This is a genomic window from Variovorax paradoxus (assembly GCF_009498455.1).
GTDB classification, from domain to species: Bacteria; Pseudomonadota; Gammaproteobacteria; order Burkholderiales; family Burkholderiaceae_C; genus Variovorax; species Variovorax paradoxus_H.
This window is the reverse complement of record NZ_CP045644.1, coordinates 5601346-5623035: the sequence shown is the minus strand read 5'-3', so window position 1 is coordinate 5623035 and position 21690 is coordinate 5601346. Positions and strand designations below refer to the sequence as shown.

General features: G+C 68.6%; 24 protein-coding genes and 1 riboswitch. Of the genes, 19 read left to right on the top strand and 5 right to left on the bottom strand.

What is annotated here, in order from left to right; all coding sequences use genetic code 11:
- Nucleotides 1–86: 86 nt before the first annotated feature.
- From GFK26_RS25950 to GFK26_RS25915, 8 genes are all read left to right on the top strand, one after another.
- Nucleotides 87–860: an SDR family oxidoreductase gene (locus tag GFK26_RS25950; protein WP_153284489.1), complete on the top strand. Its 774-nt coding sequence runs from the start codon at nt 87–89 to the stop codon at nt 858–860.
- 40 nt (nt 861–900) lie between these two features.
- Nucleotides 901–1170 (top strand): hypothetical protein, encoded by a 270-nt coding sequence (locus tag GFK26_RS25945; RefSeq protein WP_153284488.1) that lies wholly within the window; start codon nt 901–903, stop codon nt 1168–1170.
- Nucleotides 1171–1227: 57 nt separating this feature from the next.
- Nucleotides 1228–2058 carry a prolipoprotein diacylglyceryl transferase gene (lgt, locus tag GFK26_RS25940; protein WP_153284487.1) on the top strand — a complete coding sequence of 277 codons (831 nt, stop codon included), beginning with the start codon at nt 1228–1230 and terminating at the stop codon, nt 2056–2058.
- Nucleotides 2059–2248: 190 nt separating this feature from the next.
- Nucleotides 2249–2917 carry a GntR family transcriptional regulator gene (locus tag GFK26_RS25935; RefSeq protein WP_101492953.1) on the top strand — a complete coding sequence of 223 codons (669 nt, stop codon included), beginning with the start codon at nt 2249–2251 and terminating at the stop codon, nt 2915–2917.
- Nucleotides 2918–2957: 40 nt separating this feature from the next.
- Entirely contained in the window at nt 2958–4424 is a 1467-nt protein-coding gene (locus tag GFK26_RS25930) for a malonyl-CoA decarboxylase (protein WP_153284486.1), read from the top strand.
- Between the two features lie 93 nt (nt 4425–4517).
- Entirely contained in the window at nt 4518–5507 is a 990-nt protein-coding gene (locus GFK26_RS25925; RefSeq protein WP_153284485.1) for a Bug family tripartite tricarboxylate transporter substrate binding protein, read from the top strand.
- Nucleotides 5504–6289, top strand: a complete 786-nt coding sequence (locus GFK26_RS25920) for an enoyl-CoA hydratase/isomerase family protein (RefSeq protein ID WP_153284484.1) — start codon at nt 5504–5506, stop codon at nt 6287–6289. The genes GFK26_RS25925 and GFK26_RS25920 overlap by 4 nt, the downstream gene beginning before the upstream one ends.
- A 27-nt stretch (nt 6290–6316) precedes the next feature.
- The gene (locus GFK26_RS25915) at nt 6317–7861 is read left to right on the top strand and encodes a malonate--CoA ligase (protein ID WP_153286112.1); all 1545 of its coding nucleotides are present in this window, start codon (nt 6317–6319) and stop codon (nt 7859–7861) included.
- Here GFK26_RS25915 and GFK26_RS25910 read toward each other — a convergent pair.
- Entirely contained in the window at nt 7858–8874 is a 1017-nt protein-coding gene (locus GFK26_RS25910; protein ID WP_153284483.1) for a carbon-nitrogen hydrolase family protein, read from the bottom strand. The genes GFK26_RS25915 and GFK26_RS25910 overlap by 4 nt on opposite strands.
- Before the next feature lie 179 nt (nt 8875–9053).
- Between GFK26_RS25910 and GFK26_RS25905 the strand changes: the two genes are divergently transcribed.
- Entirely contained in the window at nt 9054–10019 is a 966-nt protein-coding gene (locus GFK26_RS25905) for a helix-turn-helix domain-containing protein (protein ID WP_153284482.1), read from the top strand.
- A gap of 44 nt (nt 10020–10063) precedes the next feature.
- Here GFK26_RS25905 and GFK26_RS25900 read toward each other — a convergent pair whose 3' ends face one another.
- The 4 genes from GFK26_RS25900 to GFK26_RS25885 form a co-directional block, all read right to left on the bottom strand.
- A complete protein-coding gene (locus tag GFK26_RS25900) occupies nt 10064–10489 on the bottom strand; it encodes a universal stress protein (protein ID WP_153284481.1) in 426 nt (141 codons plus the stop codon).
- 73 nt (nt 10490–10562) lie between these two features.
- A complete protein-coding gene (locus GFK26_RS25895) occupies nt 10563–11390 on the bottom strand; it encodes a sulfite exporter TauE/SafE family protein (RefSeq protein WP_099796752.1) in 828 nt (275 codons plus the stop codon).
- 292 nt (nt 11391–11682) lie between these two features.
- Nucleotides 11683–12018: a cell division protein ZapA gene (locus GFK26_RS25890; protein WP_153284480.1), complete on the bottom strand. Its 336-nt coding sequence runs from the start codon at nt 12016–12018 to the stop codon at nt 11683–11685.
- Nucleotides 12015–12242 carry a hypothetical protein gene (locus GFK26_RS25885; RefSeq protein WP_056581479.1) on the bottom strand — a complete coding sequence of 76 codons (228 nt, stop codon included), beginning with the start codon at nt 12240–12242 and terminating at the stop codon, nt 12015–12017. Before GFK26_RS25885 ends, GFK26_RS25890 begins: the two co-directional genes overlap by 4 nt.
- 131 nt (nt 12243–12373) lie before the next feature.
- A riboswitch (cobalamin riboswitch) is annotated at nt 12374–12615 on the top strand.
- Between the two features lie 71 nt (nt 12616–12686).
- On the opposite strand from GFK26_RS25885, the gene GFK26_RS25880 reads away from it, so the two are divergent.
- The 10 genes from GFK26_RS25880 (at nt 12687) to GFK26_RS25835 (ending at nt 21690) form a co-directional block, all read left to right on the top strand.
- The gene (locus GFK26_RS25880) at nt 12687–14645 is read left to right on the top strand and encodes a TonB-dependent receptor domain-containing protein (RefSeq protein WP_153284479.1); all 1959 of its coding nucleotides are present in this window, start codon (nt 12687–12689) and stop codon (nt 14643–14645) included.
- Complete coding sequence (locus GFK26_RS25875; protein ID WP_153284478.1) at nt 14630–16030, top strand: cobyrinate a,c-diamide synthase; 1401 nt, start codon at nt 14630–14632, stop codon at nt 16028–16030. The genes GFK26_RS25880 and GFK26_RS25875 overlap by 16 nt, the downstream gene beginning before the upstream one ends.
- Nucleotides 16017–16607 carry a bifunctional adenosylcobinamide kinase/adenosylcobinamide-phosphate guanylyltransferase gene (locus GFK26_RS25870; RefSeq protein ID WP_153284477.1) on the top strand — a complete coding sequence of 197 codons (591 nt, stop codon included), beginning with the start codon at nt 16017–16019 and terminating at the stop codon, nt 16605–16607. Before GFK26_RS25875 ends, GFK26_RS25870 begins: the two co-directional genes overlap by 14 nt.
- 11 nt (nt 16608–16618) lie before the next feature.
- Complete coding sequence (locus GFK26_RS25865) at nt 16619–17485, top strand: ABC transporter substrate-binding protein (protein WP_153286111.1); 867 nt, start codon at nt 16619–16621, stop codon at nt 17483–17485.
- A gap of 5 nt (nt 17486–17490) precedes the next feature.
- Complete coding sequence (locus GFK26_RS25860; RefSeq protein WP_153284476.1) at nt 17491–18501, top strand: FecCD family ABC transporter permease; 1011 nt, start codon at nt 17491–17493, stop codon at nt 18499–18501.
- Nucleotides 18498–19280: an ABC transporter ATP-binding protein gene (locus tag GFK26_RS25855; protein ID WP_228121785.1), complete on the top strand. Its 783-nt coding sequence runs from the start codon at nt 18498–18500 to the stop codon at nt 19278–19280. Before GFK26_RS25860 ends, GFK26_RS25855 begins: the two co-directional genes overlap by 4 nt.
- Before the next feature lie 313 nt (nt 19281–19593).
- Nucleotides 19594–20163 carry a cob(I)yrinic acid a,c-diamide adenosyltransferase gene (gene cobO, locus GFK26_RS25850; RefSeq protein ID WP_153284474.1) on the top strand — a complete coding sequence of 190 codons (570 nt, stop codon included), beginning with the start codon at nt 19594–19596 and terminating at the stop codon, nt 20161–20163.
- A 5-nt stretch (nt 20164–20168) separates the two neighbouring features.
- Nucleotides 20169–20867, top strand: coding sequence for a 5,6-dimethylbenzimidazole synthase (gene bluB / locus GFK26_RS25845; RefSeq protein ID WP_153284473.1), 699 nt, complete (start codon nt 20169–20171; stop codon nt 20865–20867).
- Nucleotides 20867–21340 (top strand): MotA/TolQ/ExbB proton channel family protein, encoded by a 474-nt coding sequence (locus tag GFK26_RS25840; protein ID WP_056581454.1) that lies wholly within the window; start codon nt 20867–20869, stop codon nt 21338–21340. The genes bluB and GFK26_RS25840 overlap by 1 nt, the downstream gene beginning before the upstream one ends.
- The gene (locus GFK26_RS25835; protein WP_099796761.1) at nt 21337–21690 is read left to right on the top strand and encodes a DUF2149 domain-containing protein; all 354 of its coding nucleotides are present in this window, start codon (nt 21337–21339) and stop codon (nt 21688–21690) included. The genes GFK26_RS25840 and GFK26_RS25835 overlap by 4 nt, the downstream gene beginning before the upstream one ends.

The following is a 21690-nucleotide window of genomic DNA, read 5'->3' as shown; positions in this document are numbered from 1 at the left end:
AACTTGTCGATCAATAGACTGGCTGCTCGGTCACACATCCCGACCCCGGTCTTTCGGGTTCTTCATTCATCCAGAGGAGTTCATCCATGTCCGCACGCACGCTCACGAACAAGGTCGCCGTCATTGCCGGCGGTGGCAAGAACCTCGGTGCCCTCATCGCCCATCTGCTGGTCGACGGCGGCGCGCGCGGCATCGCCATCCACTACAACAGCGACAGCTCGCGCGCCGAGGCCGAGCAGACCGCCGCCGCGCTGAAGGCCAAGGGGGCAGACACGCTGCTGGTGCAGGGCGACCTCGCCGTGGTCGAGAACAACGTGAGGCTGTTCGACCAGGCCGTGAAGCACTTCGGGCAGGTCGACCTGGCGATCAACACGGCGGGCGTGGTGATCAAGAAGCCGATCCTGGACATCACCGAGGCCGACTACGACAAGAGCTTCGACGCCAATGCCAAAGCGGCCTTCTTCTTCATCCAGCAGGCCGGCCGCACGATGGCCGACGGCGGCAGCATCGTGACGCTGGTGAGCTCGCTGCTCGCGGCCTACACGCCGTTCTATGCGATCTACCCGGCGGCCAAGGCGGCGGTCGAGCACTTCACGCGCGCGGCCTCCAAGGAGTTCGGCGAGCGCGGCATCTCGGTGAATGCCGTCGGCCCGGGACCGATGGACACGCCGTTTTTCTACGGCCAGGAAAGCCCCGAGGCCGTGGCGTACCACAGCACCGCCGCCGCGCTCAGCAAGTACTCGAAGAAGGGCCTCACCGACATCGAGGACATCGCGCCCATCGTGCGCTTCCTGGTCACCGAGGGTTGGTGGATCACGGGCCAGACGATCTTCGCCAACGGCGGCTACACCACGCGCTGATCCGGCAACATCGGCACGATCGATTCAGAGGACAACGCAGATGCACACAGTCATGGTGATGGGCGGCGGCTTCGCGCTGCTGGTGGTGTTTCTTCTGGCCGGCCGCTTCATGGGCGACGGCTCGTCGATGGCGCTGGCCGCGGCGGCCAAGTGGTTCATTCCGGCGTGGTTCGTCGGCGCGGGCATCAACATGGCCGTGGGCGTGCTCCAGGCCGGGTACTCGGTGGCCGAGGAGCTGCCGATCTTCCTGTTCGTCTTCGCGGTGCCGGCCCTGGTGGCGGGATGGCTGTGGTGGAAGTTCGGGCGCTGACATTGCCCTGAATGCCCCCGTGCCGGCGGCGTCATCGCGCCACGGCACAATCGTCGGATGCTCATGTATCCGCAGATCAATCCCGTCGCCTTGCAGCTGGGGCCGGTGGCCATTCACTGGTACGGCCTGACCTACCTGGCGGCCTTCGCGCTGTTTTACTTTCTCGGTACGCGCCGCCTGCGCCACGAGCCGTTCCGCTCGCTGGCCACGGCCGGCGTGTGGCAACGCAAGGACATCGAGGACATCCTGTTCCTCGGCGTCATGGGCGTGATCGTCGGCGGCCGGCTCGGCTACTGCCTGTTCTACAAGCCCGAGTACTACCTCACGCACCCGCTCGAAATTCTCTATGTGTGGCAGGGCGGCATGAGCTTCCATGGCGGCCTGCTCGGCGTGATCGGTGCGATGGTGTGGTTTGCGCGCTCGCGTGCGCGGCCGTTCTGGCAGGTGATGGACTTCGTCGCGCCCTGCGTGCCGACCGGCCTGGCCGCGGGCCGCGTGGGCAACTTCATCAACGGCGAGCTGTGGGGCCGTTTCAGCAGCCCTGACCTGCCGTGGGGCATGGTGTTCCCGCAAAGCGGCTCGACGCTGCCGCGCCATCCGTCGCAGGTCTACCAGTTCCTGCTCGAAGGCCTGTTGCTGTTCGTCGTGATGTGGCTCTACGCGCGCAAGGAGCGCAAGCAGGGGCAGGTGGCCGCCGTGTTCCTCATCGGCTATGGCGTGCTGCGCTTCGTGGCCGAGTACTTCCGCGAGCCCGACGATTTCCTGGGCCTGCGCGCACTCAGCTTGAGCCAGGGCCAGTGGCTCAGCGTGCCGATGGTGATCGGCGGCATCGCGCTGTGGATCTGGTTCGGCCGGGCCGGAAAGACCGGCAGCACCGCCCGGGCCTGAGCCTCCACGCATCCGCACAAAGCGGCGCCGCACCCTCGGGTGCGCGCCGCTTTTTTTCGTCCGTCTCAGGGTAATTCCGGGCCGCCGGGGCAGGGCGTGGCCCTTGCATTGCATTAACTGTCCACTCACAATTATGCGTAATTACAGGAAATTACGCGAAACGCCCACCGACTTTTCGAGTCTTCAACGCATGCGCCTGGTCCCCAATTCCCTCCACGACGAAGTCGCCGCCACGCTGCGCGAGCAGATCTTCGACGGCACGCTGGCGCCCGGCAGCTTCGTGGACGAGGCGGCCCTGTGCGAGCGGCTGTCGATCTCGCGCACGCCGCTGCGCGAGGCGCTGAAGGTGCTCACGGCCGAAGGCCTGCTGCGCCACGAGCCGCGCCGCGGCTGCTTCGTGAACGAGGTGACCGAGCGCGACCTGGACGAGATTTTTCCGGTCATTGCGCTACTCGAAGGCCGCTGCGCCTACGAGGCCGCGCGCAACGCCAGCGACGCCGAACTGAACGAGCTCGACGCATTGCATGAGCGCTTGGTGCGCCATGCCAAGGCCCGGCGCATCAACGACTACTACGCCACCAACCACATCATTCACGAGGCGATCATCAAGCTCGCCGACAACAAGTGGCTGGCCCAGGTGATCGGCGACCTGCGCAAAATATTGAAGCTCGCGCGGCTGCAGCAGCTGCACGCGCCGGGGCGGCTCGACCAGAGCCTGTCGGAGCACCTGGCCGTGTTCGCCGCGCTCAAGGCGCGCGACAGCGAAGGCGCCGATGCCGCCATGCGCACCCACATGACGCGCCAGCGCGAAGCATTGCGCGAAGTCATGCAACAGCAGAAATCCCGGGTGATGCCGTGACACGCACCACCCTTGCAACCAACGGCACAGGAGCAGATCGATGAGTGCGACCGAGTGGTTCCAGGCGCGCCTGCGCATGGGCGAATCGTCCAAGGTTCCCGTGGCGAGCAATGGCGCCACGAAGAGCCCGGCCCGCCACACGCCCAAGCCCAGCGCCCGCACCACCGCCGAGCGGCTGCTGGCCACGCTGCGCAAGGCCGACGAGGCGCTGTCGCCGCGCACCCTGCGCCGCGTGCTGGCCGAACTGCAGGCCGTGATCGATCCGCGTGTGAGCGAGGTCGAGGGCGGCCGCCGCGCCCATGCCATCGCGCAGGCCTACGCCGGCGCCTCGCCCGAAGAGCGCCGCGACTACTGGGCGCTCATGAGCGAGCATTTCGCCGCCGACGCGGGCAAGCTCAAGAGCGCGCGCGACCAGCACCAGGGCGCCGTCGGCACGCCCGACGAAGGGCAGGCCGAGCTGCGTCTGCGCCGCGCGCTGGTGTCGCCGCGCATGCGGCTGTTGCAGCGCTTTGCGGTCGAACCCGGCGGCATGCGCTTTCTGGTCGACCTGCGCGCCGACCTGCTGCCGTGCCTGAAGTCCGACAAGCGCCTGCTCGCGCTCGAGGCCGAGCTGGAGCATCTGTTTTCGACCTGGTTCGACGTGGCGTTCCTCGAGTTGCGCCGCATCGACTGGAACTCGCCGGCCTCGCTGATCGAGAAGCTCATCCGCTACGAAGCGGTGCACGACATCAAGAGCTGGTCCGATGTGAAGAACCGGCTCGACGACAGCGATCGCCGTTGCTACGGCTTTTTCCATCCGCGCCTGCCGAACGAGCCGCTCATCTTTGTCGAGGTGGCGCTGGTCGACCGCATCAGCGAAGGCATCATGCCGCTGCTCGACGAGGCCGCCGTGCCGGTGCAGCCGGCCAAAGCGACCACCGCGATCTTCTATTCGATCAGCAACACCCAGACCGGCTTGCGTGGCGTGAGCTTCGGCGACTCGCTCATCAAGCGCGTGGTCGAAACCCTGCAGGACGAACTTCCGCGCCTGAAGACCTTCGCCACGCTGTCGCCCATTCCGGGCCTGCGCACGTGGCTCGCCAAGAACGCCGCCGAGCTGCTGCCGCGCCTGGACGAAAAGCGCGAAGCCGAACTCGGCCGCCTCGTCGGCTCGGTGCCACCGACGGCCGAGCGCCTGCTCGCTGCAGTCGATGCGGCGACGGAACTCGACGCCAAGTCGCCGCTGCGCCAGTGGCTGCTGCAGGCCGCCGCCGAGTACCTGGGCCGCACGCTGGTCGACGGCACGCCGGCCGATCCGGTGGCGCGCTTCCACCTGGGCAACGGCGCACGCGTCGAACGGCTCAACTGGGCCGGCGACCCGTCGGCCAAGGGGCTCAAGCAGTCGTACGGTCTCATGGTCAATTACCTGTACGACCTCAAGCGCCTGGACCGCCATCGCACCTGGCTGGCCGAAGGCAAGATCGCAGTTTCGGGAGACATCGAAAGCCTGTTCCTCAAAAAAGGCTGAGTCCGTTCGCTTCGCCGCGGCAGCGCTGCGGCCCGCACCCTGACCGCCGGAGGGCGGCAACTTCCACAACGACGACGACAGGAGACAAGACAGATGACGCAACAGAGTTTTCAACGACGCGATGTGCTGCGCGTCGCCGCCGCTGCCGGGGCCGTGGCCCTTTGCGGTGGTGCGCGCGCCCAAGGCTGGCCGACCAAGCCGGTGACCATGGTGGTGCCGTTCCCGGCCGGCGGAGGCACCGACGCCTTCGCCCGCCCGCTGTCGGCCCAGTTCTCACGCGCGGCAGGCCAGACGCTGGTCATCGACAACCGCGGCGGCGCTGGCGGCACCGTGGGCGCGAGCATCGCGGCCAAGCTGCCGGCCGACGGCTACTCGCTCTTCATGGGCGCGGTGCACCACGCGATCGCACCGTCGATCTACCCCAAGCTCGACTACGACCTCGAGAAAGACTTCGTGCCCCTGATGCTGCTGGCCAACGTGCCGCAGGTCGTGGTGGTCAACCCGAAGCGGGTGCAGGCCGCGACCATCCAGGAGCTGATCGCCACGGTCAAGCGCAACCCCGGCAAGCTCAACTACGGTTCGGCCGGCTCGGGCACTTCGCACCACCTCGCGGGCGAGCTGTTCAAGCTGCAGACCGGCACTTTCATCACCCACATTCCGTACCGCGGCGCAGGCCCGGCGCTGTCCGACCTGATCGCCGGCAACGTCGACCTGATGTTCGATGGCCTGGGTTCTTCGGCACAGCACATCAAGGGCGGGCGCATCAAGGCGCTCATGGTCGCCGGTGCCAAGCGCAACCCCGCATTCCCCGACGTGCCCTGCGCCGCCGAAGTGGGCCTGCCCGACTACACCGTCACCACCTGGTACGGCCTGTGGGCGCCCAAGGGCACGCCGGCCGAAGCGCAGACGCAGATCATCGAGACGATGAAGAAGGCGCTCGGCACCGACGAGCTCAAAGCCATCTGGGCCCAGAACGGCTCCGAGATTCCGAACGTCACGAACGCCGCGTACGGCCGCTTCGTCAACGCCGAGATCAAGCGATGGGCGACCGTCGTGAAAGCCTCGGGCGCCAAGCTCGAATGACCGATCGGCAGGTCTCGCTGCGCCGCGAAGGCGCCGTGGCGGTCGTCACGCTGTCGAACCCGGGGCGCCTCAATGCGATGACGCGCGCCATGTGGCGCGAGTTGCGCGCGGTGTTCGATGGTCTGCGTGCCGACGACACCGCGCTGCGCTGCGTCGTCGTGCGCGGGGAGGGCGGTGCCTTCTGCGCGGGCGGCGACATCTCCGAGTACCCGTCGTTCCGCTTCGACGAGGCGAGCCTGCGCGAATTCCACGAGAACGAAGTCTGGGCCGCGCTGCAGGCGATGCTCGACTGCCCGCTGCCGCTGGTGGCCCAGATCGAAGGCGCCTGCATGGGCGCCGGCGTCGAAATTGCCAGCTGCTGCGACATCCGCCTGGCCGGTGCGTCGTCGAAGTTCGGCGCACCGATCGCGAAGCTGGGCTTTCCGATGGCGCCGCGCGAAGCCGCATTGGTGCATGGCGCCATCGGCGACGTGCTGGCACGCGACATGCTGCTGGCCGCCGGCGTGCACGGCGCGCAGCGGCTGTACGACGCCGGCTTTCTGTTGCACGTGCTGCCCGACGCCGAAGTGCCGGCCGCCGCGCAGGCGCATGCGGCGCGCATTGCCGCGCTCTCGCCCCAGGCCGCGCGCCTGCACAAGGCCACCTTCACCGCACTGAAGCGCGGTGGCGCGGCGGCACAGCAGCTGCTGGCCACCGCGTACGACTACGCCGACACCGCCGAGCACCGCGAAGGCATCGATGCCTTCCTGGCCAAGCGCCCTCCGAATTTCCGCTCTTCCTGAGCCTGCCGTTCGATGATGACGAAGATGATGAAGACGAAGTCCTCCCCCAACGCCAACCTGTTCGCCGCCTTGCGCGCGGCCTTTCCCGCCGACCCCGACGCCATCGCGGTCGAAACCGACAACGGATTGCACTATTCGTGGCGCGACCTCGACCGCGCCAGCGCGATGATCGCCAACCTGCTCGACGGCCTGAAGCTCGAGAAGGGCGCGCGCGTTGCCGTGCAGGTCGAGAAATCGGTCGAAGCCATGCTCCTGTACCTCGCGACCCTGCGCGCGGGCTACGTGTTTCTGCCGCTCAACACGGCCTACCAGAGCGCCGAGATCGAGTACTTCATCGGCAACGCTGAACCCGCCGTGGTCGTGTGCACCGGCCGCAACGCGGCCTGGGTGCGACCGATTGCCGAAGCGGCCGGCACGCGCCATGTGTTCACGCTGGACGACGACCGCACCGGCACGCTGCTCGACGCCGCGGCGCGCTGCAGCGACCGCCATACCGTTGCCTTCAAGAAGCCCGACGACCTCGCCGCGATCCTGTACACCAGCGGCACCACGGGCCGCAGCAAGGGCGCGATGCTCACGCACCGCAACCTGCTGTCGAACGCCGAAGTGCTCAAGACCTACTGGGGCTGGAAGAAGGGCGACGTGCTCATCCACGCGCTGCCGATCTTCCACGTGCACGGCCTGTTCGTGGCGCTGCACGGCGCGCTCCTCAACGGCAGCAAGATCATCTGGTTCTCGAAGTTCGACCCGAAGCGCATCGTCGCCAAGCTGCCCGAGGCCACCGTGTTCATGGGCGTGCCCACGCTCTACGTGCGCCTGCTGGCCGAGCCGGGCCTCACGCGCGAGGCGGTGCGCACCATGCGCCTCTTCGTCGCGGGCTCGGCGCCGCTGCTCATCGAGACCTTCGACGAGTGGCGCGAGCGCACCGGTCACACGATCCTCGAGCGCTACGGCATGAGCGAGACCGCCATGCTCACGTCGAACCCGTACGACCCGAAGAAGGGCGAGCGCCGCGGCGGCACCGTGGGCTTCGCGCTGCCCGGCGTGCAGCTGCGCGTGCGCGACGACGAGGGCAAGGACCTGCCGGTCGACGAGATCGGCGGCATCCAGGTGAAGGGCCCCAACGTGTTCGCCGGCTACTGGCGCATGCCCGAGAAGACGAAGGAAGAGTTCACCGCCGACGGCTTCTTCAAGACCGGCGACGTGGGCAAGATCGATGCGCGCGGCTACATCACCATCGTCGGGCGCAGCAAAGATTTGATCATCAGCGGCGGCTACAACGTCTACCCGGCCGAGATCGAGGGCTACATCAACGAGATGGCCGGCGTGGCCGAAAGCGCCGTCATCGGCGTGCCGCACCCCGACTTCGGCGAAGTGGGCGTGGCCATCGTGATCCCCAAGGTCGGCGCCGCGATCGATGCCGATGCCATCGTGGCCGAACTCAAGGCCAAGCTCGCGAACTTCAAGATCCCGAAGCGCTGCTTCGTCGTTCCCGAATTGCCGCGCAACACGATGGGGAAGGTGCAGAAGGCGCTGCTGCGCGCCGAGCACAAGGAACTGTTCGCCGGCTAGGCCTGCACGGCCGCAGCCACCGGCTCGGCCGCGCTGCCCTCGGGCTCCGGCGTGAGCTGCACCACCACGGGTGTGCGGCGCGTCTTGTTCAGCAGCAGCTGCGTGACGTCGGGCCGCGAGTAATGGCCGCTCGGGTCGGCCGCCGCCTTGGCGAGCGCGATCATGCCGAGGTCGATGTCGGCGATCACCAGGCCTTCGGCGTCCTCGGCCAGCGGTGTGCCCAGCGGCGAACCGTCCGGGCCGTAGATGCGCGCATGCCCGCCGCCGACGCCCAGCATCTGTCGCTTGCCGTCGTCGGTGCACATCAGCTCGCTCATGGCCTTCGACACCGTGGCGCAGGGCGCGATGACGAAGCAGCCGCCCTCGACCGCATACACCTGGCTCGCGGCGTTGTTGACCTCATGGCCCAGCGCATAGGCCGCGCCGCGGTAGAGCGAAAAGCTTGGCCACGCACCGCAGTGGATCTGCTCGTTCTGCGCATACATCGCGTACTTGCTCAGCGGCTGCAGGTGTTCCCAGCAGCACAGGGAGCCGATGTTGCCCAATGGCGTTTCAACCACGTGCAGGTCGGCGCCGTCGCCTTCACCGAACACGGTGCGTTCCACGTGCGTGGGCTTGAGCTTGCGGCGCGTCTGCACGGTGCGGCCCTGGTCGTCGATCAGCGCCTGCGCGATGTACAGGCTGCCCGCCGCTTTCTCGCTGTAGCCGAGCGAGAGCCAGATCTTGTGCCGGCGTGCCGCGGCCTGCAGGCGCTCGAACTCGGGCGAGCCGATGACCAGCGAGTTGTCGTGGTAGCGCTGCACGAACTGCATGCCCCAGGCCGGTGAATCGAGCCACGTCCACCACGGGTAGCCGGGCACCCAGGTCTCGGGAAAGGCGATGAGCTGCACGCCCTGTTGCGCGGCCTGCGCCATCAGGTCGATGGTCTTGTCGATGGTGGCGTCGAGGTCGAGGAACACAGGCGCGGCCTGCACGGCGGCGACGCGCAGCTTGGGGTGGACGGTGGTCGGCATGGGGTGTTCTCCAGGGGCAATGAACGTAACGAAATCCCCGCCGTGCGCACCGGGTTTGCGCGGTGGCATGCGGGTTGCATGAAGCGTAGATTCGCGCCGCCGGAACGCCTTGACCCGGATTGGCGGCGTTCTTGTTCCAGCGTTGCATGTGCCTTTGCGAAGGCCTTCCGAGGACCCCGATGACCCATCTGCTCAGCACCGATGCCGTTTCGCGCGACCAGCGGCTCGCGTACTGGACCGACATGATCTGCAACGTCTACGTGCAGCTCGAATGCGATGCGGTGCGCCCCGGTGACGGCGGCGACTTCGAGGGCAGCATCCGCCAGCACGCGCTGCCCGGCCTCGGCATGTCGGTCGTGACCTCGCGGGCTCAGAAGGTGGTGCGCACGCCCCGCCACATCGCGGCGTCGAGCGACGACTGCTTTCTTGTCAGCATCCAGGCGCGCGGGCAGGGCGTGGTTCGCCAGGACGGGCGCGACGCCGTGCTCGGCGCCGGCGACTTCGCGCTGTATGACAGCACGCGGCCTTACGAGCTGCTGTTCGACCAGCCCTTCGAGCAGATCGTGCTCAAGCTGCCCGGTGAGCGGCTGCGCAGCGAATTGCGCGACACCGAGGCGCTCACGGCCACCACGGTGTCAGGGCGCGAGGGTGCGGGGCACCTGCTGCTGGGCATGATCCGCACGCTGCGCGAGGACTTCGACGCGCTGCAGCCGGCCTCGGCGCTGGCGGTGGCGCATGGCGTGCAGAACATCCTCGTGGCCGGCCTGCAGACGCTGCCCGCGGCGCACGCACCGGCGCTCAGCAACCTCACGGCGTACCACCTGGGGCGCGTGAAGCAGCGCATCGACGAGCAGCTGGCCGACCCGACGCTGTCGGTGGGCACGCTGGCGGCGCAACTGGGCATGTCGGTGAGCCACATCCACCGTGTGTTCAAGAGCGAGCCGCTGACGCCCTCGCAGTACATCTGGGAGCGCCGGCTCGACGCGTGCAGCCGCGACCTGCTGGAGCCGCGCCTGGCAGGGCGGCCGGTGGGAGAAATTGCGTACGGGAGGGGTTTCAACGACGCGGCGCATTTCAGCCGCGCGTTTCGCGAGCGCTTCGGATGTTCGCCGCGCGAATGGCGGCGGCAGCGCACGCAGCCATGACCGCGGCAACGGCGCATCGGCCGTCGCCGGGTTGACGGGTCTTCTTACTGGACCAGCAGCACCGAGATGTCGGTCTCGGCCACGACCTTGGTCGCCACCGAACCCATCAGCGCGCGGCCCAGGATGCCGTGGCCGTGCGTGCCCAGCACGATCAGCTCGGCCTTCGATTCGCTGGCCGACTTGAGGATTTCTTCGGCCGCGTGACCGTGGCGCGCGTCGGCTTTGTAGTTGGTCACGCCCTTGTCGGCGAACCAGGCCTTGACCGGGTCGAGCACCTTGGCGTTTTCCTCGGCGTAGTAATCGGTGACGATTTCCTTGCTGAGGTGCCGCGCCACGTGGCCGGAGATGCCGGTGCAGACATTCACCACCACCAGCTCATGGCCGTCCACGAACATGGCGCGGTTGGCGAGCAGGTAGTTGAGGGCTTTTTGCGTGTAGGCGCTGCCATCGACGGCGATGAGGATTTTCATGGCTTTCCTTTTACGACTATGAACAACAGCTGCATAGGATGGCACAGGAAAGCCGGTGAGGCTTTGATATGCCTCAGCCCCGCAGGCCCTTCCAGAGCATGTAGGCGGCCAGCAGGTACAGGATGCTCGCGAACACGCGCTTGAGCTTTTTCACCGGCAGGCTGTGCGCAGCCTTGGCGCCCAACGGCGCGGTGAACACGCTGCAGGCCGCGATCACCACGAGCGCGGGCAGCCAGATGTAGCCGAAGGCGCCGGCCGGCAGGCCCTGCACCGACTGGCCGCTGAGCACATAGCCCAGCACGTTGGCCACCGCAATCGGAAAGCCCAGCGCCGCGCTGGTTGCCACCGCGTTGTGGATGGCCACGTTGCACCAGGTCATGAACGGCACGCTGATGAAGCCGCCGCCCGCGCCCACCAGGCCCGAGATGAAGCCGATGGTGCCGCCTGCCGCGAGCTGGCCGCCGGTGCCCGGCATCTGGCGTGTCGGCTTGGGCTTCTTGTCGAGGAACATCTGCGTGGCCGAGAAGCCCACGAACAGCGCGAAGAAGATGGCGAGCGCCGTGCCCTTGAGCAGCGCGAACACGCCCAGGCTGCCCGCGAGGCTGCCGATGACGATGCCGGGCGCCAGGCGCTGCACGATGTCCCAGCGCACCGCGCCACGCTTGTGGTGCGCGCGCACGCTGGACACCGACGTGAAGATGATCGTCGCCATCGAGGTCGCGATCGCCATCTTCACCGCGAGGTCGGCCGGCACGCCGCGCTGGCCCATGATGATCGTGATGAACGGCACCATCAACATGCCGCCGCCGATGCCCAGGAGGCCCGCGAGGAAACCGGTGCCCAGGCCGAGCGCGGCGAGTTCGGCGATCAGGAGCGGGTCGAGCAGGGCGGTGAAGTTCACGGGCGGATGAGGAAGAAAGGAGTGGCTGAAAAAGCAACGGCCCCGTGCGGTGAAGCAGGGGGCCGTGGCGGGAAAAGGTGTCTGCAGATGGTGTGCCGGACCCGCATCCTGAACCAGGGTTCAGGTGGGCGAGGGCAGCAAGACTTCGGGTTCATCTGACGCGAGATGATCACGCCCGTCTAGCGATGTACCAAGCCCGGCTCCGGAGAGCATTGGAACAAGGAAATATTAAGCCCGACACGTCTGCAGACGAAGTGGATTTTACGCCCCGTCTGCGCCGTGCCGCGTGCCTTCAGAGCAAATGTCCATCGCCCGCCAAGGCTTGATCGAGTCTCTGAATGAGTTGGGCGGCCTTCGGGTCGGCGTCGCCGGCGCTTTCTTCGGCGCGGGCGGCGGCAACAGGCGCCGGTGCGGCAGCAGCAGCGGCCTGCTGGGCCGCGAGATCGAAGGCCAGGTTCAGCGAGGCGAGCACGGCGATGCGGTCGCGGGCCTTCACCTTGCCTGCGTCGCGGATCTTGCACATGGCCGCGTCCACGCGGTCGACGGCCTCGCGCAGCTGCGCCTCGCCGCCGTCGGGACAGCCGAGCAAATAGCTCTGGCCCATGATCTGTACTTCAATCTGCTTCATGCGTGATGGGAATCTTCGGAAGGGGGTTCGGCCGGCAGCCGTTCCAGCAGGGCATCGAGGCGGGTGCGGGCCGCGGCGAGCCGCGACTTCAGGCCGTCGCGTTCACGCGTGAGCGCATCGACCTGTTCCTGCAGCAGCGCATTGGTGCGCTGCACCTCTTCGTGACGCACAAGCAGGCGTTCCACACGCTCGGCGATCTGGTCGATGGGGCTGGAGGCGGGCATGGTTGGCGATTGTAGTTTCCCGGGAATTCGGAAGGTCTGGCGCACCGCGCGGGCGCGCGCCGGACGTGGCCGAGATTCTGGGGCCTGCGCCGCCGGTGATCAAACCCGGTGTGGTGTGGCCGCCCCGTGGGCCTAAAATCCTGCCCGTTGGTGCTCGCGGCGTGGTTCGCACGGCGCAGTTCAACGGGAAGCAGGAGTGGACGCCCCCCGGGGCCGAAGCCGCCTGCGCTGCCCCCGCAACGGTCAAGCAGACGACGCCGCAAGGCGTCACCCCTTTCCATCCAGCCACTGGGCGCTCTGAAACAGGCGCCTGGGAAGGCGGCAAAGGGTCGATCTGCCAGCCCGGATACCGGCCAACAAGGCGGCTGCCGCATCGGCAGCCATGACGCCCATGGCGCCGGCGGGGAAGCCGGCCAGGGCATAGAAGTTCGTTCGGTTCACCCCATGATTTCCTGTGTTTCCCTCTCCAGCGGCCGCGCCAGCGCGCGCCGCAGCCGTCCCGCGTGCCTGCCGCTGACGCTCGCCCTGGCCTCGGCCTTCGGCGGCCTGGCCCTGGTGCCGCTGGCTGCGCAAGCGCAAGCCGTGGCTGCTGCATCTACATCTGCCACGCTCGACGAGACCGTCGTCACCGCCAACCGCACGCCGCAGGCGCTGTCGGACCTGGTGGGCGATGTCTCCATCGTCGACCGCAAGACCATCGAGCGCAGCGGCGCGACCGGCGTGGCCGACGTGCTGGCGCGCCTGCCCGGCATGGAGATCTCGCGCAGCGGCGGCGTGGGCAACGCCACCAGCGTGTTCATCCGCGGCGCCGAATCGCGCTTCACCGCGGTCTACCTGGACGGCGTGCGCATCGATTCGCAATCGACCGGCGGCGCCGGGTGGGAAGGCATTCCGCTGTCGCAGATCGACCGCATCGAAGTGCTGCGTGGCCCGGCCGCCGCGGTCTACGGCTCGGACGCCGTGGGCGGCGTGATCCAGCTCTTCACCAAGCGCGGCGAAGAGGGCGTGTCGCCCTACGCCGGCATCGGTTTCGGCAGCCACGGCCTGCGCAAGATCGAGGGCGGCGTGAGCGGCAAGTCGGGCCTGCTCGACTACTCGTTCGGTGTCGCGCATGAAGAAAGCAAGGGCTTCAACATCCAGCCCATCGCCAAGCGCACGCCGTCGAAAGACGGCTTCACCAACCCCGACCGCGACGGCTACCGCAGCACCTCGGGCAACCTGAAGCTGGGTTTCCAGATCACGCCCGACCAGCGCCTCGACGCCACCTTGCTCACCAGCAACACTGAAGCGGCGTACGACCCGTCGGTGAGCTATCGCACCAGGCTGCCGATCACCTTCCGGGGCGATGTGTCGACCAACGAACTGCGCACCGCCGGCCTGACCTGGTCGGCCAAGTGGAACGACATCTACAGCACCCGCCTGCAGGTGACCGATTCGCAGACGGTCTACAAGACCCAGCCGTCGTTCTACCGCACCGAAACCCGCCTGCGCGGCTACCTGTTCCAGAACGAATTCCGCTTCGGCGCGCACCTCGTGACCGCCACGCTCGAGCGCCGCGAAGACGCCCTCGAGAACGCGCCGACCACCTCGGCCAAGCTGTTCTCGCGCGACCGCTCGCAGAACGCCGCCGCACTGGGCTACGGCTACGTGAAGGGCCCGCATTCGCTGCAGCTGCACGTGCGCCATGACGACGACAGCGAGTTCGGCGGCAAGACCACCGGCAGCGCCGCCTACGGCTACGCCATCACGCCGAGCCTGCGCGCCACCGTGTCGGCCGGCACCGCGTTCCGCGCGCCCACGCTGTACCAGCGCTTCAGCGAATACGGCCTGGCGAGCCTGCAACCCGAGTCGAGCCGCAACGTCGAGCTGGGCCTGCAGTACACGGCCGGCGCCACGCAGGCCGGCATCGTGCTGTACCGCAACCGGGTGCAGAACCTCATCGTGTTCGACGGCAGCGCCAAGGGCTGCCAGTCGTCGTTCGGCTGCTACGCCAGCACGGCGCGCGCACGCTACCAGGGCGTGACGCTCACGGGCGGTCACCGCATCGGCGACGTCACGCTGCGTGCCTCGCTCGACTACCAGGACCCGCGCGACCTCGCCACCGACAACCTGCTGGCACGCCGCGCACGGGCCCACGGCACGCTGGGTGCCGACTGGCGCATCGCCGGCTGGACGCTGGGCGCCGAGATCCAGAGCTCGGGCAAGCGCTTCGACGACGCCGCCAACACCGTCAAGCTCGGCGGCTACACGCTGCTCAACCTGTCGGCCAGCACGCAGATCACGCGCGACCTGAACCTCGTGGCGCGCGTGGACAATGTGGGCGACAAGGACTATCAGTTCGCACGGCTCTACGCCAACGGGGGCCGCACCGCGTACGTCGGACTCAAGTGGACTCCGCAGTAAACACCCGCCGTTTCCCGCCTGGCGCCGCTGCCACCTGCGCCGCGGTGCTCGTGGCCGCGCCGGCCTCCGGGCAGGGCAAGACCACCGTCGCGGCCGCGCTCGCGCGGCTGCACGTGCGCCAGGGCCGCCGCGTGCGGGCCTTCAAGTGCGGGCCCGACTTCCTCGATCCGCACTGGCTCGCGCTGGCCACCGGCGCGCCGGTGCATTCGCTCGACCTGTGGATGACCGGCGAAGCCGACTGCCGCGCGCGCCTGCATGCCGCCGCGTGCGAGGCCGACCTGGTCATCGTCGAAGGCGTGATGGGCCTGTTCGACGGCACGCCCAGCGCGGCCGAACTGGCCGCGCGCCTGGGCCTGCCGGTGCTGGCCGTGATCGACGCGCAGGCCATGACCGGCACTTTCGGTGCACTGGCGTACGGCCTGCAGAACTTCCAGCCGGGCCTGCCCTGGGCCGGCGTGCTCGCCAATCGCGTGGCCAGCGAGCGCCATGCCGACATGCTGAAAGACGCGTTGCGCGAGCCCGGCGACTGGCTCGGCGCCTTGCCGCGCAGCGCCGACTTCGCGCTGCCTGAACGCCACCTGGGGCTGGTCGGCGCGGCCGAACTGGGGGCTGACGCCATGGTGCGCCTCGATGCTGCGGCCGACGTGCTCGCGACCACGCCGCTCGGCCAACGCACGCCCGATCAGCTGCCGCAGGTGCGCTTCGAACACGAAGTCGCAGCGCCCATCGCGCCGCTGCTGGCCGGTCACACCATCGCCATCGCGCGCGACGCGGCGTTCTCCTTCATCTACCCGGCCAACCTCGACGTGCTCGAAGCCCTCGGCGCGCGGCTCGCGTTCTTCTCGCCGTTGGCGGATGAGCCGCTGCCGCCTTGCGACGCGGCCTGGTTCCCCGGCGGCTATCCCGAGCTGCACGCGGCAGTGCTGTCGGCCAGCGACCGGTTGCGGCTCTCGCTCGCGAACCATGTGACCGCCGGCAAGCCCATCTGGGCCGAGTGCGGCGGCATGATGGCGCTGTTCGACGAACTCGCCACGCGCGACGACGCCGAACCGCACGACGTGCACCGCCTCTGGGGCGTGCTGCCGGGAAGGGCGGTCATGCAGAAGCGGCTGGCCGGCCTCGGCCCGCAGCAGCTCGACCTCGGCGTGCATGCCTTGCGCGGCCACACCTTCCACTACTCGCGCTGCGAGACGCCGCTCGCGCCTGCCGCGCGCACCGTCGGCACGCGCGGCGGCGAGGCGCTGTACGTGCACGGCCCCGTGCGCGCGAGCTACTTCCATGCGTGGTTCGCGTCCAGCCCGGAGGCGACCGCGCGGCTCTTCGGCGCCATGCCCCTCGAACTCGACAGCCACGCCGCACAGGCGTCTTCCGATGCCCCTCATTGAGCACGAATTCATCCTCGGCGGCCAGAAAAGCGGCAAGTCGCGCCGTGCCGAACAGCGCGCCGCCGATTGGCTGGCCCAATCGCCGACATCGCCCAAGTCGCGCCGCGCGGTGCTGATCGCCACCGCGCAGGCCCACGACGACGAGATGCGCGATCGCATCGCGCGCCACCAGAGCGACCGTGCCGAGCGCGTACCCGGCCTGCAGACGCTCGAGGAGCCGATCGAGCTGGCGCGTGCCATCGTCACGCAGAGCGCGCCCGACACGCTCGTGGTGGTCGATTGCCTCACGCTGTGGCTCACCAACCTGCTGATGCCGCTGCGCACCGAAGGTGCCGCCATGGTCACGCGCACGCCCTCGGCGCACGCCACGCTGCTGCTGATCGCGCTGCGCGAAGCGCGCGGCCCCGTGGTGCTGGTCGGCAACGAGATCGGCCTGGGCGTGATCCCGCTGGGCCGCGAGACCCGTGCCTTCGTCGACGTGCTCGGCCGCTTGAACCAGGACGTCGCCGCCGCCTGCCACCGCGCGACGCTGATGGTCGCCGGCCTGCCGCTGACGCTGAAGGCGCCCGCCGCATGAGCTTCGAATCCATGAAGACTTGGCTGCGCGCGCTCTCGCTCGGCCTTGCGTTGGCGGTGTGCGCGCAGGCTGCGCAGGCCATCGATGTGCTCGACGAGCGCGGCGTCACCGTGCATCTGGCGCAGCCGCCGCAGCGCATCGTCTCGCTGCTGCCATCGCTCACCGAAGGCGTCTGCGCGCTCGGCGCCTGCGACCGGCTGATCGGCGTCGACCGCTATTCCAACTCACCTGCGCAGGTGCGCGCGCTGCCGCAGCTCGGCGGCGGGATCGATCCGAACGTCGAAGCCATCGTCGCGCTCAAGCCCGACGTGGTGCTGCTCGCCAAGTCGTCACGCGTGACGCAGCGGCTCGAGGCGCTGGGCCTGAAGGTGATCGTGCTCGAACCCAAGAGCCACGCCGACGTGCGCCGCGTATTGAACGCGCTCGACCAGGTGCTCGACACGCACGAGGCACCCGCCGTCTGGCGCGCCATCGATGCAGCCGTGTCGGCCGCAGCGCAGTCGCTGCCTGCCAGCGCCAAGGGCCTGCGCGTGTACTTCGAAGTCAACACCGGCCCTTACGCGGCGGGCGATTCGTCCTTCATCGGCGAAACGCTGGCGCGGCTCGGCGTGAAGAACATCGTGCCCGCGTCGCTCGGCCCCTTTCCCAAGCTCAACCCCGAGTTCGTCGTGCGTGCGAACCCCGACCTCATCATGGTCAGCGTGCGCAGCGCGATGGGGCTGGAGCAGCGTCCCGGCTGGGGCGGCATCCGCGCGGTGCGCGAAGGGCGCGTGTGCCGCTTCGACGCCGAACAGACCGACGTGGTCGTGCGCCCCGGCCCGCGCATGGACGAGGCCGCGCGCCTGATGGCGCAGTGCCTGTCGGACAAGGGGCGGTGAGCGGCATGCATTCCGCCCATCTGCGTCGCGTGCTGCTGCTCGGTGCCGGCTTGCTGCTGCTGGGCGCGGCGTTGCTGCTCTTCGGCCTGGGCATCGGCAGCACCGGTTTCCAGAGCCTGCTGTCCGCGCGGCACGACCCGGTGGCGCTGCAGATCGTCTGGGACATCCGCCTGCCGCGCACCCTCGGCGCCTGGCTCGCGGGCGCGCTGCTCGGGCTTGCCGGCGCGGTGGCGCAGGGGCTGTTCCGCAATCCGCTGGCCGATCCGTACCTGCTGGGCAGTGCTTCGGGTGCGTCGCTCGGCGTGGCGTTGGCACTGATGCTGTTCGGCGGCTCCGTCACCAGCACGCAATGGGTGATGCGCATCGGCCTGACAGGCGCGGCTTTCGTTGGCGCCGTGGCCGCGGTGCTGCTCACGCTGACGCTGGCGCGCGGCGTGCAACAGACCCTGCGGCTGCTGCTCGCAGGCGTGATCGTCGGCGTGGTGCTGGGCGCCGCCAAAGACCTCGTCACCATCGCCTCGGCCGACATTCTTCAGGCGTTGCAGGGCTTCGTGCTTGGCAGCACGGGCCTGGTCGGCTGGACCGCCTGCGCCGTGATGGCGGCCGTCGGTGCGGCCTGCCTGCTGCTGGCCTGGGCGCTCGCGCCGGTGCTCGACGGGCTCGCGCTCGGCGAGGCCACCGCGCGCAGCCTCGGGTTGCCACTCGGCGGCATGCGCGCCGCGCTGGTGGCGGTGCTGGCGCTGGCGACCGGCGCCGCCGTCGCGCAGACCGGCCTGATCGCTTTCGTCGGCCTGGCCGCACCGCACCTGGTGCGCTCGGTGGTCAAGACCACGCATGCGCGGCTGATCGTGCTGTCGGCGTTGATGGGCGGGCTGCTGCTGATGGCGGCCGACCTGCTCGCGCGCTGGCTGATCGCGCCGCAGGAACTGCCGGTGGGCGTGCTCACGGCGGTGCTCGGCGGCAGCTACCTGTTATGGCTGATGCACCGACGCGGCGCGAAGGGCGGTGGACCGTGAGCCGCACCCCATCCGCCGCGCTCGAAGCGCGCGGCCTCAGCGCCACGCTCGGCTCGGTCGAGGTGCTGCACAACATCGACTTGTCACTTGCGGCCGGCCGCTGGACCAGCATCGTCGGACCGAACGGGGCCGGCAAGTCGACGTTGTTGAAGGCGCTGGCCGGTTTGCTCGCACACCGCGGCGAGGTCCGGCTTTTCGGCGAGACACAGGCTGCCGTGCCGGCCCGCGTGCGCGCACGGCGCTTGTCCTGGCTGGGCCAGAGCGGCACGGGCGAGGGCAGCGCCGACGACCTGATGGTCTACGACGTGGCCATGCTCGGACGCCTGCCGCACCAACGCTGGCTCGCGGCACCTAGCGAAGCGGATCGCGATGCCGTGGAACGCGCACTGCGCAGCACCCAGGCCTGGGATTGGCGCGATCGTCCGTTGGGGCAGTTGTCGGGGGGCGAACGGCAGCGCGTGCTGCTGGCGCGTGCGCTGGCGGTCGAGGCCGAGTTGTTGCTGATGGATGAGCCGCTGGCCAATCTCGATCCGCCGCATCAGGCGGACTGGATGAAGACGGCGCGCGAGTTGGTCGCGCAAGGCCGCACCGTGGTCAGCGTGTTGCATGAATTGCCGATGGCGCTGGCCGCGGACGAACTGGTGGTGATGAATCGGGGGCGGGTGACGCATCACGGTGCTTGCTCCGACCCCGTGACGCACGCGGCGCTCGAGCAGGTGTTCGACCATCGGATTCGCGTGCACCGCGTGGCAGACCAATGGATCGCATTGCCGCTATGACGCCTCGCGCTTCCAGTCATTCAGGGCGCGCTCCCGCCGACGGGGCACCTTGCTCCGCGAATGTCCTCTGCCCTTCGGGCTCCCCCTTAATTTCGCTGCGCAAGGCACCCCATCGACGTGAGCGTGATCCAGTGCGGTTGTTGATCGACCAGCACAACGACCGCGCCCAGTGTGCGCAGGGCACTGGGTGCTTCCCGCAGCGAAATCAAGGAGGAGGGCGAAGCCCGGGGGACATTCGCGGAGGGAAGTACCCGGTGGCCTGTGCACACGCCCTGAACCGCAGCGCCAAGAACACAAGCAAACGGAAAACCTCATGCAAATAGAAACCCCTCCCAGCGAAAAGCCCTACGAGAAGCCCGAAGGCGAACGCCGCGGCATCGTCATCGTCAACACCGGCGACGGCAAGGGCAAGAGCACCGCAGCATTCGGTCTCGCGCTGCGCGCACACGGCCGCGGCAAGGCCGTGAAGATCTACCAGTTCATGAAGGTGCCTTCGGCGCGCTTCGGCGAGCACCGCATGTTCGAGCAGATCGGCGTGCCCATCGAAGGCCTCGGTGACGGCTTCAGCTGGAAAAGCCAGGACCTCGACCGCTCGGGCCAGCTCGCGCGCGACGGCTGGGAAAAGGCCAAGGCCGCGATCCTGTCGGGCGACTTCTTTCTCGTGGTGCTCGACGAGATCACCTACCCGCTGATCTACGGCTGGCTGCCGCTCGAAGGCGTGCTCGAAACCCTGCGCGCGCGCCCGAAGCATGTGCACGTTGTGCTCACCGGCCGGCGCTGCCCGCCCGAGATCATCGAGCTGGCCGACACGGTCACCGAGATGCAGATGGTCAAGCACGCGTTCAAGGCCGGCATCCCGGCGCAGCGCGGCATCGAGGACTGACCCCGATGGTGGCGCATGCGTTCGCGGCCGACGAGGCCAAGGCGGTGTACCGCGCCATCCACGAGCGGCGCGACATGCGCCACTTTGCAGGGGGTGAGGTGGCGCCCGACGTGCTGCGCCGCCTGCTCGACGCCGCGCACCACGCGCCCAGCGTCGGCTTCATGCAGCCGTGGCGCTTCATCCGCGTGCGCGGCGAAGGGCTGCGCCGGCAGCTGCACGAGGTGGTCGAGCGCGAACGCGTGCGCACCGCCCGCGCGCTCGGCCAGCGCGAAGACGAATTCATGCGCCTCAAGGTGCAGGGCGTGCTCGACGCGGCCGAGCTGCTGGTGGTGACGCTCGCTGACGGCCGCGAGCAGCATGTGTTCGGCCGCCGCACCTTGCCGCAGATGGACCTGGCTTCGGCCTCCTGCGCCATCCAGAACCTCTGGCTCGCGGCGCGCGCCGAAGGGCTGGGCATGGGATGGGTGTCGCTGTTCGAGCCTGCCGAGCTGAGCGTGCTGCTCGGTCTGCCCGAAGGCGCCGAGCCGATCGCCGTGCTGTGCTTGGGCCCGGTGCATGCGTTCTACGAAGAGCCGATGCTGCAGCGCGAACGCTGGGCCAAGCGCGCTCCGCTTGCGTCGCTGGTGTTCGACGAAAGCTGGGGCCGGCCGTCGGACCTGTTCGATCCTTCTTCCACTTCATCTTCTTCCGTGGAGCCCACCTGATGCTGGCCTTCGACACCGTTCTCTTCGAGCTTGCGCGCCTGTTCCTCTGGCCCGTGACGCTCGGCGTGCTGCTGTCTTTCGTCTATGCGGTGTACTGCCTCGGCGCCTTCGGCATCGAGGGGTGGCAGCGTCGCCGCGACCCGTCGCGCGCGCTGGTGCTGCAACGCCACGCGCAGGCCAGCCAGGAGCAGATGGAGCTGGTCGTGCTCAAGCAGCTCGAAGGCGTGCGCCTGTGCAGCCGCGTGGCGCCGATGCTCGGGCTGATCGCCACCATGATCCCCATGGGCCCGGCGCTCGTGGCTGTGGCCTCGGGTGAATCGCAAGGCGTGGCGCAGAGCCTGGCGCCCGCGTTCGCGGCCGTGATCGTGGCGCTGGCTTCGGCGTCGATCACCTTCGTGGTCTACACGGTGCGCCGCCGCTGGCTCATGCGCGAGCTGGTGATGCTGCTCGATGCGCGGGACCGGTTGTCATGAGCCGCAGGCAGTTCTCGATCTTGAGCAGCCTGGACAGCGACGACGACGACCCGGTGCTCTCGACCATCAACCTGATCGACGTCTTCATGGTCGTCATCGGCATGCTGATGATCGCGGTCATCAACAACCCGGTGAACCCGTTCTCGCAGGACAAGGTGACGGTCATCCGCCACGAGGGCCAGCCCGACATGGAGATCATCACGCGCGAAGGCCAGAAGGTCACGCGCTTCAAGGCCAGCGGCGCGACGGGGCAGGGCGACGGCGAAAAGGCGGGCACCGCCTGGCGCCTGAAGGACGGCACGATGATCTACGTGCCGGCGGACGCGGTGCCGGCGTCGGGCGGGAAGTGA

Excerpts from the sequence above, each read along its gene's own strand:
- GFK26_RS25945 (WP_153284488.1), top strand. The coding sequence starts at position 901 with ATGCACACAGTCATGGTGATGGGCGGCGGCTTCGCGCTGCTGGTGGTG.
- GFK26_RS25865 (WP_153286111.1), top strand. The coding sequence starts at position 16,619 with ATGAAGACTTGGCTGCGCGCGCTCTCGCTCGGCCTTGCGTTGGCGGTG.
- bluB (WP_153284473.1), top strand. The coding sequence starts at position 20,169 with ATGGTGGCGCATGCGTTCGCGGCCGACGAGGCCAAGGCGGTGTACCGC.
- GFK26_RS25925 (WP_153284485.1), top strand. The coding sequence starts at position 4,518 with ATGACGCAACAGAGTTTTCAACGACGCGATGTGCTGCGCGTCGCCGCC.
- GFK26_RS25910 (WP_153284483.1), bottom strand. The coding sequence starts at position 8,874 with ATGCCGACCACCGTCCACCCCAAGCTGCGCGTCGCCGCCGTGCAGGCC.
- GFK26_RS25885 (WP_056581479.1), bottom strand. The coding sequence starts at position 12,242 with ATGCCCGCCTCCAGCCCCATCGACCAGATCGCCGAGCGTGTGGAACGC.
- GFK26_RS25950 (WP_153284489.1), top strand. The coding sequence starts at position 87 with ATGTCCGCACGCACGCTCACGAACAAGGTCGCCGTCATTGCCGGCGGT.
- GFK26_RS25915 (WP_153286112.1), top strand. The coding sequence starts at position 6,317 with ATGAAGACGAAGTCCTCCCCCAACGCCAACCTGTTCGCCGCCTTGCGC.
- lgt (WP_153284487.1), top strand. The coding sequence starts at position 1,228 with ATGCTCATGTATCCGCAGATCAATCCCGTCGCCTTGCAGCTGGGGCCG.
- GFK26_RS25930 (WP_153284486.1), top strand. The coding sequence starts at position 2,958 with ATGAGTGCGACCGAGTGGTTCCAGGCGCGCCTGCGCATGGGCGAATCG.
- GFK26_RS25900 (WP_153284481.1), bottom strand. The coding sequence starts at position 10,489 with ATGAAAATCCTCATCGCCGTCGATGGCAGCGCCTACACGCAAAAAGCC.
- GFK26_RS25860 (WP_153284476.1), top strand. The coding sequence starts at position 17,491 with ATGCATTCCGCCCATCTGCGTCGCGTGCTGCTGCTCGGTGCCGGCTTG.
- GFK26_RS25880 (WP_153284479.1), top strand. The coding sequence starts at position 12,687 with ATGATTTCCTGTGTTTCCCTCTCCAGCGGCCGCGCCAGCGCGCGCCGC.
- GFK26_RS25905 (WP_153284482.1), top strand. The coding sequence starts at position 9,054 with ATGACCCATCTGCTCAGCACCGATGCCGTTTCGCGCGACCAGCGGCTC.
- GFK26_RS25935 (WP_101492953.1), top strand. The coding sequence starts at position 2,249 with ATGCGCCTGGTCCCCAATTCCCTCCACGACGAAGTCGCCGCCACGCTG.
- GFK26_RS25870 (WP_153284477.1), top strand. The coding sequence starts at position 16,017 with ATGCCCCTCATTGAGCACGAATTCATCCTCGGCGGCCAGAAAAGCGGC.
- cobO (WP_153284474.1), top strand. The coding sequence starts at position 19,594 with ATGCAAATAGAAACCCCTCCCAGCGAAAAGCCCTACGAGAAGCCCGAA.
- GFK26_RS25840 (WP_056581454.1), top strand. The coding sequence starts at position 20,867 with ATGCTGGCCTTCGACACCGTTCTCTTCGAGCTTGCGCGCCTGTTCCTC.
- GFK26_RS25890 (WP_153284480.1), bottom strand. The coding sequence starts at position 12,018 with ATGAAGCAGATTGAAGTACAGATCATGGGCCAGAGCTATTTGCTCGGC.
- GFK26_RS25920 (WP_153284484.1), top strand. The coding sequence starts at position 5,504 with ATGACCGATCGGCAGGTCTCGCTGCGCCGCGAAGGCGCCGTGGCGGTC.
- GFK26_RS25835 (WP_099796761.1), top strand. The coding sequence starts at position 21,337 with ATGAGCCGCAGGCAGTTCTCGATCTTGAGCAGCCTGGACAGCGACGAC.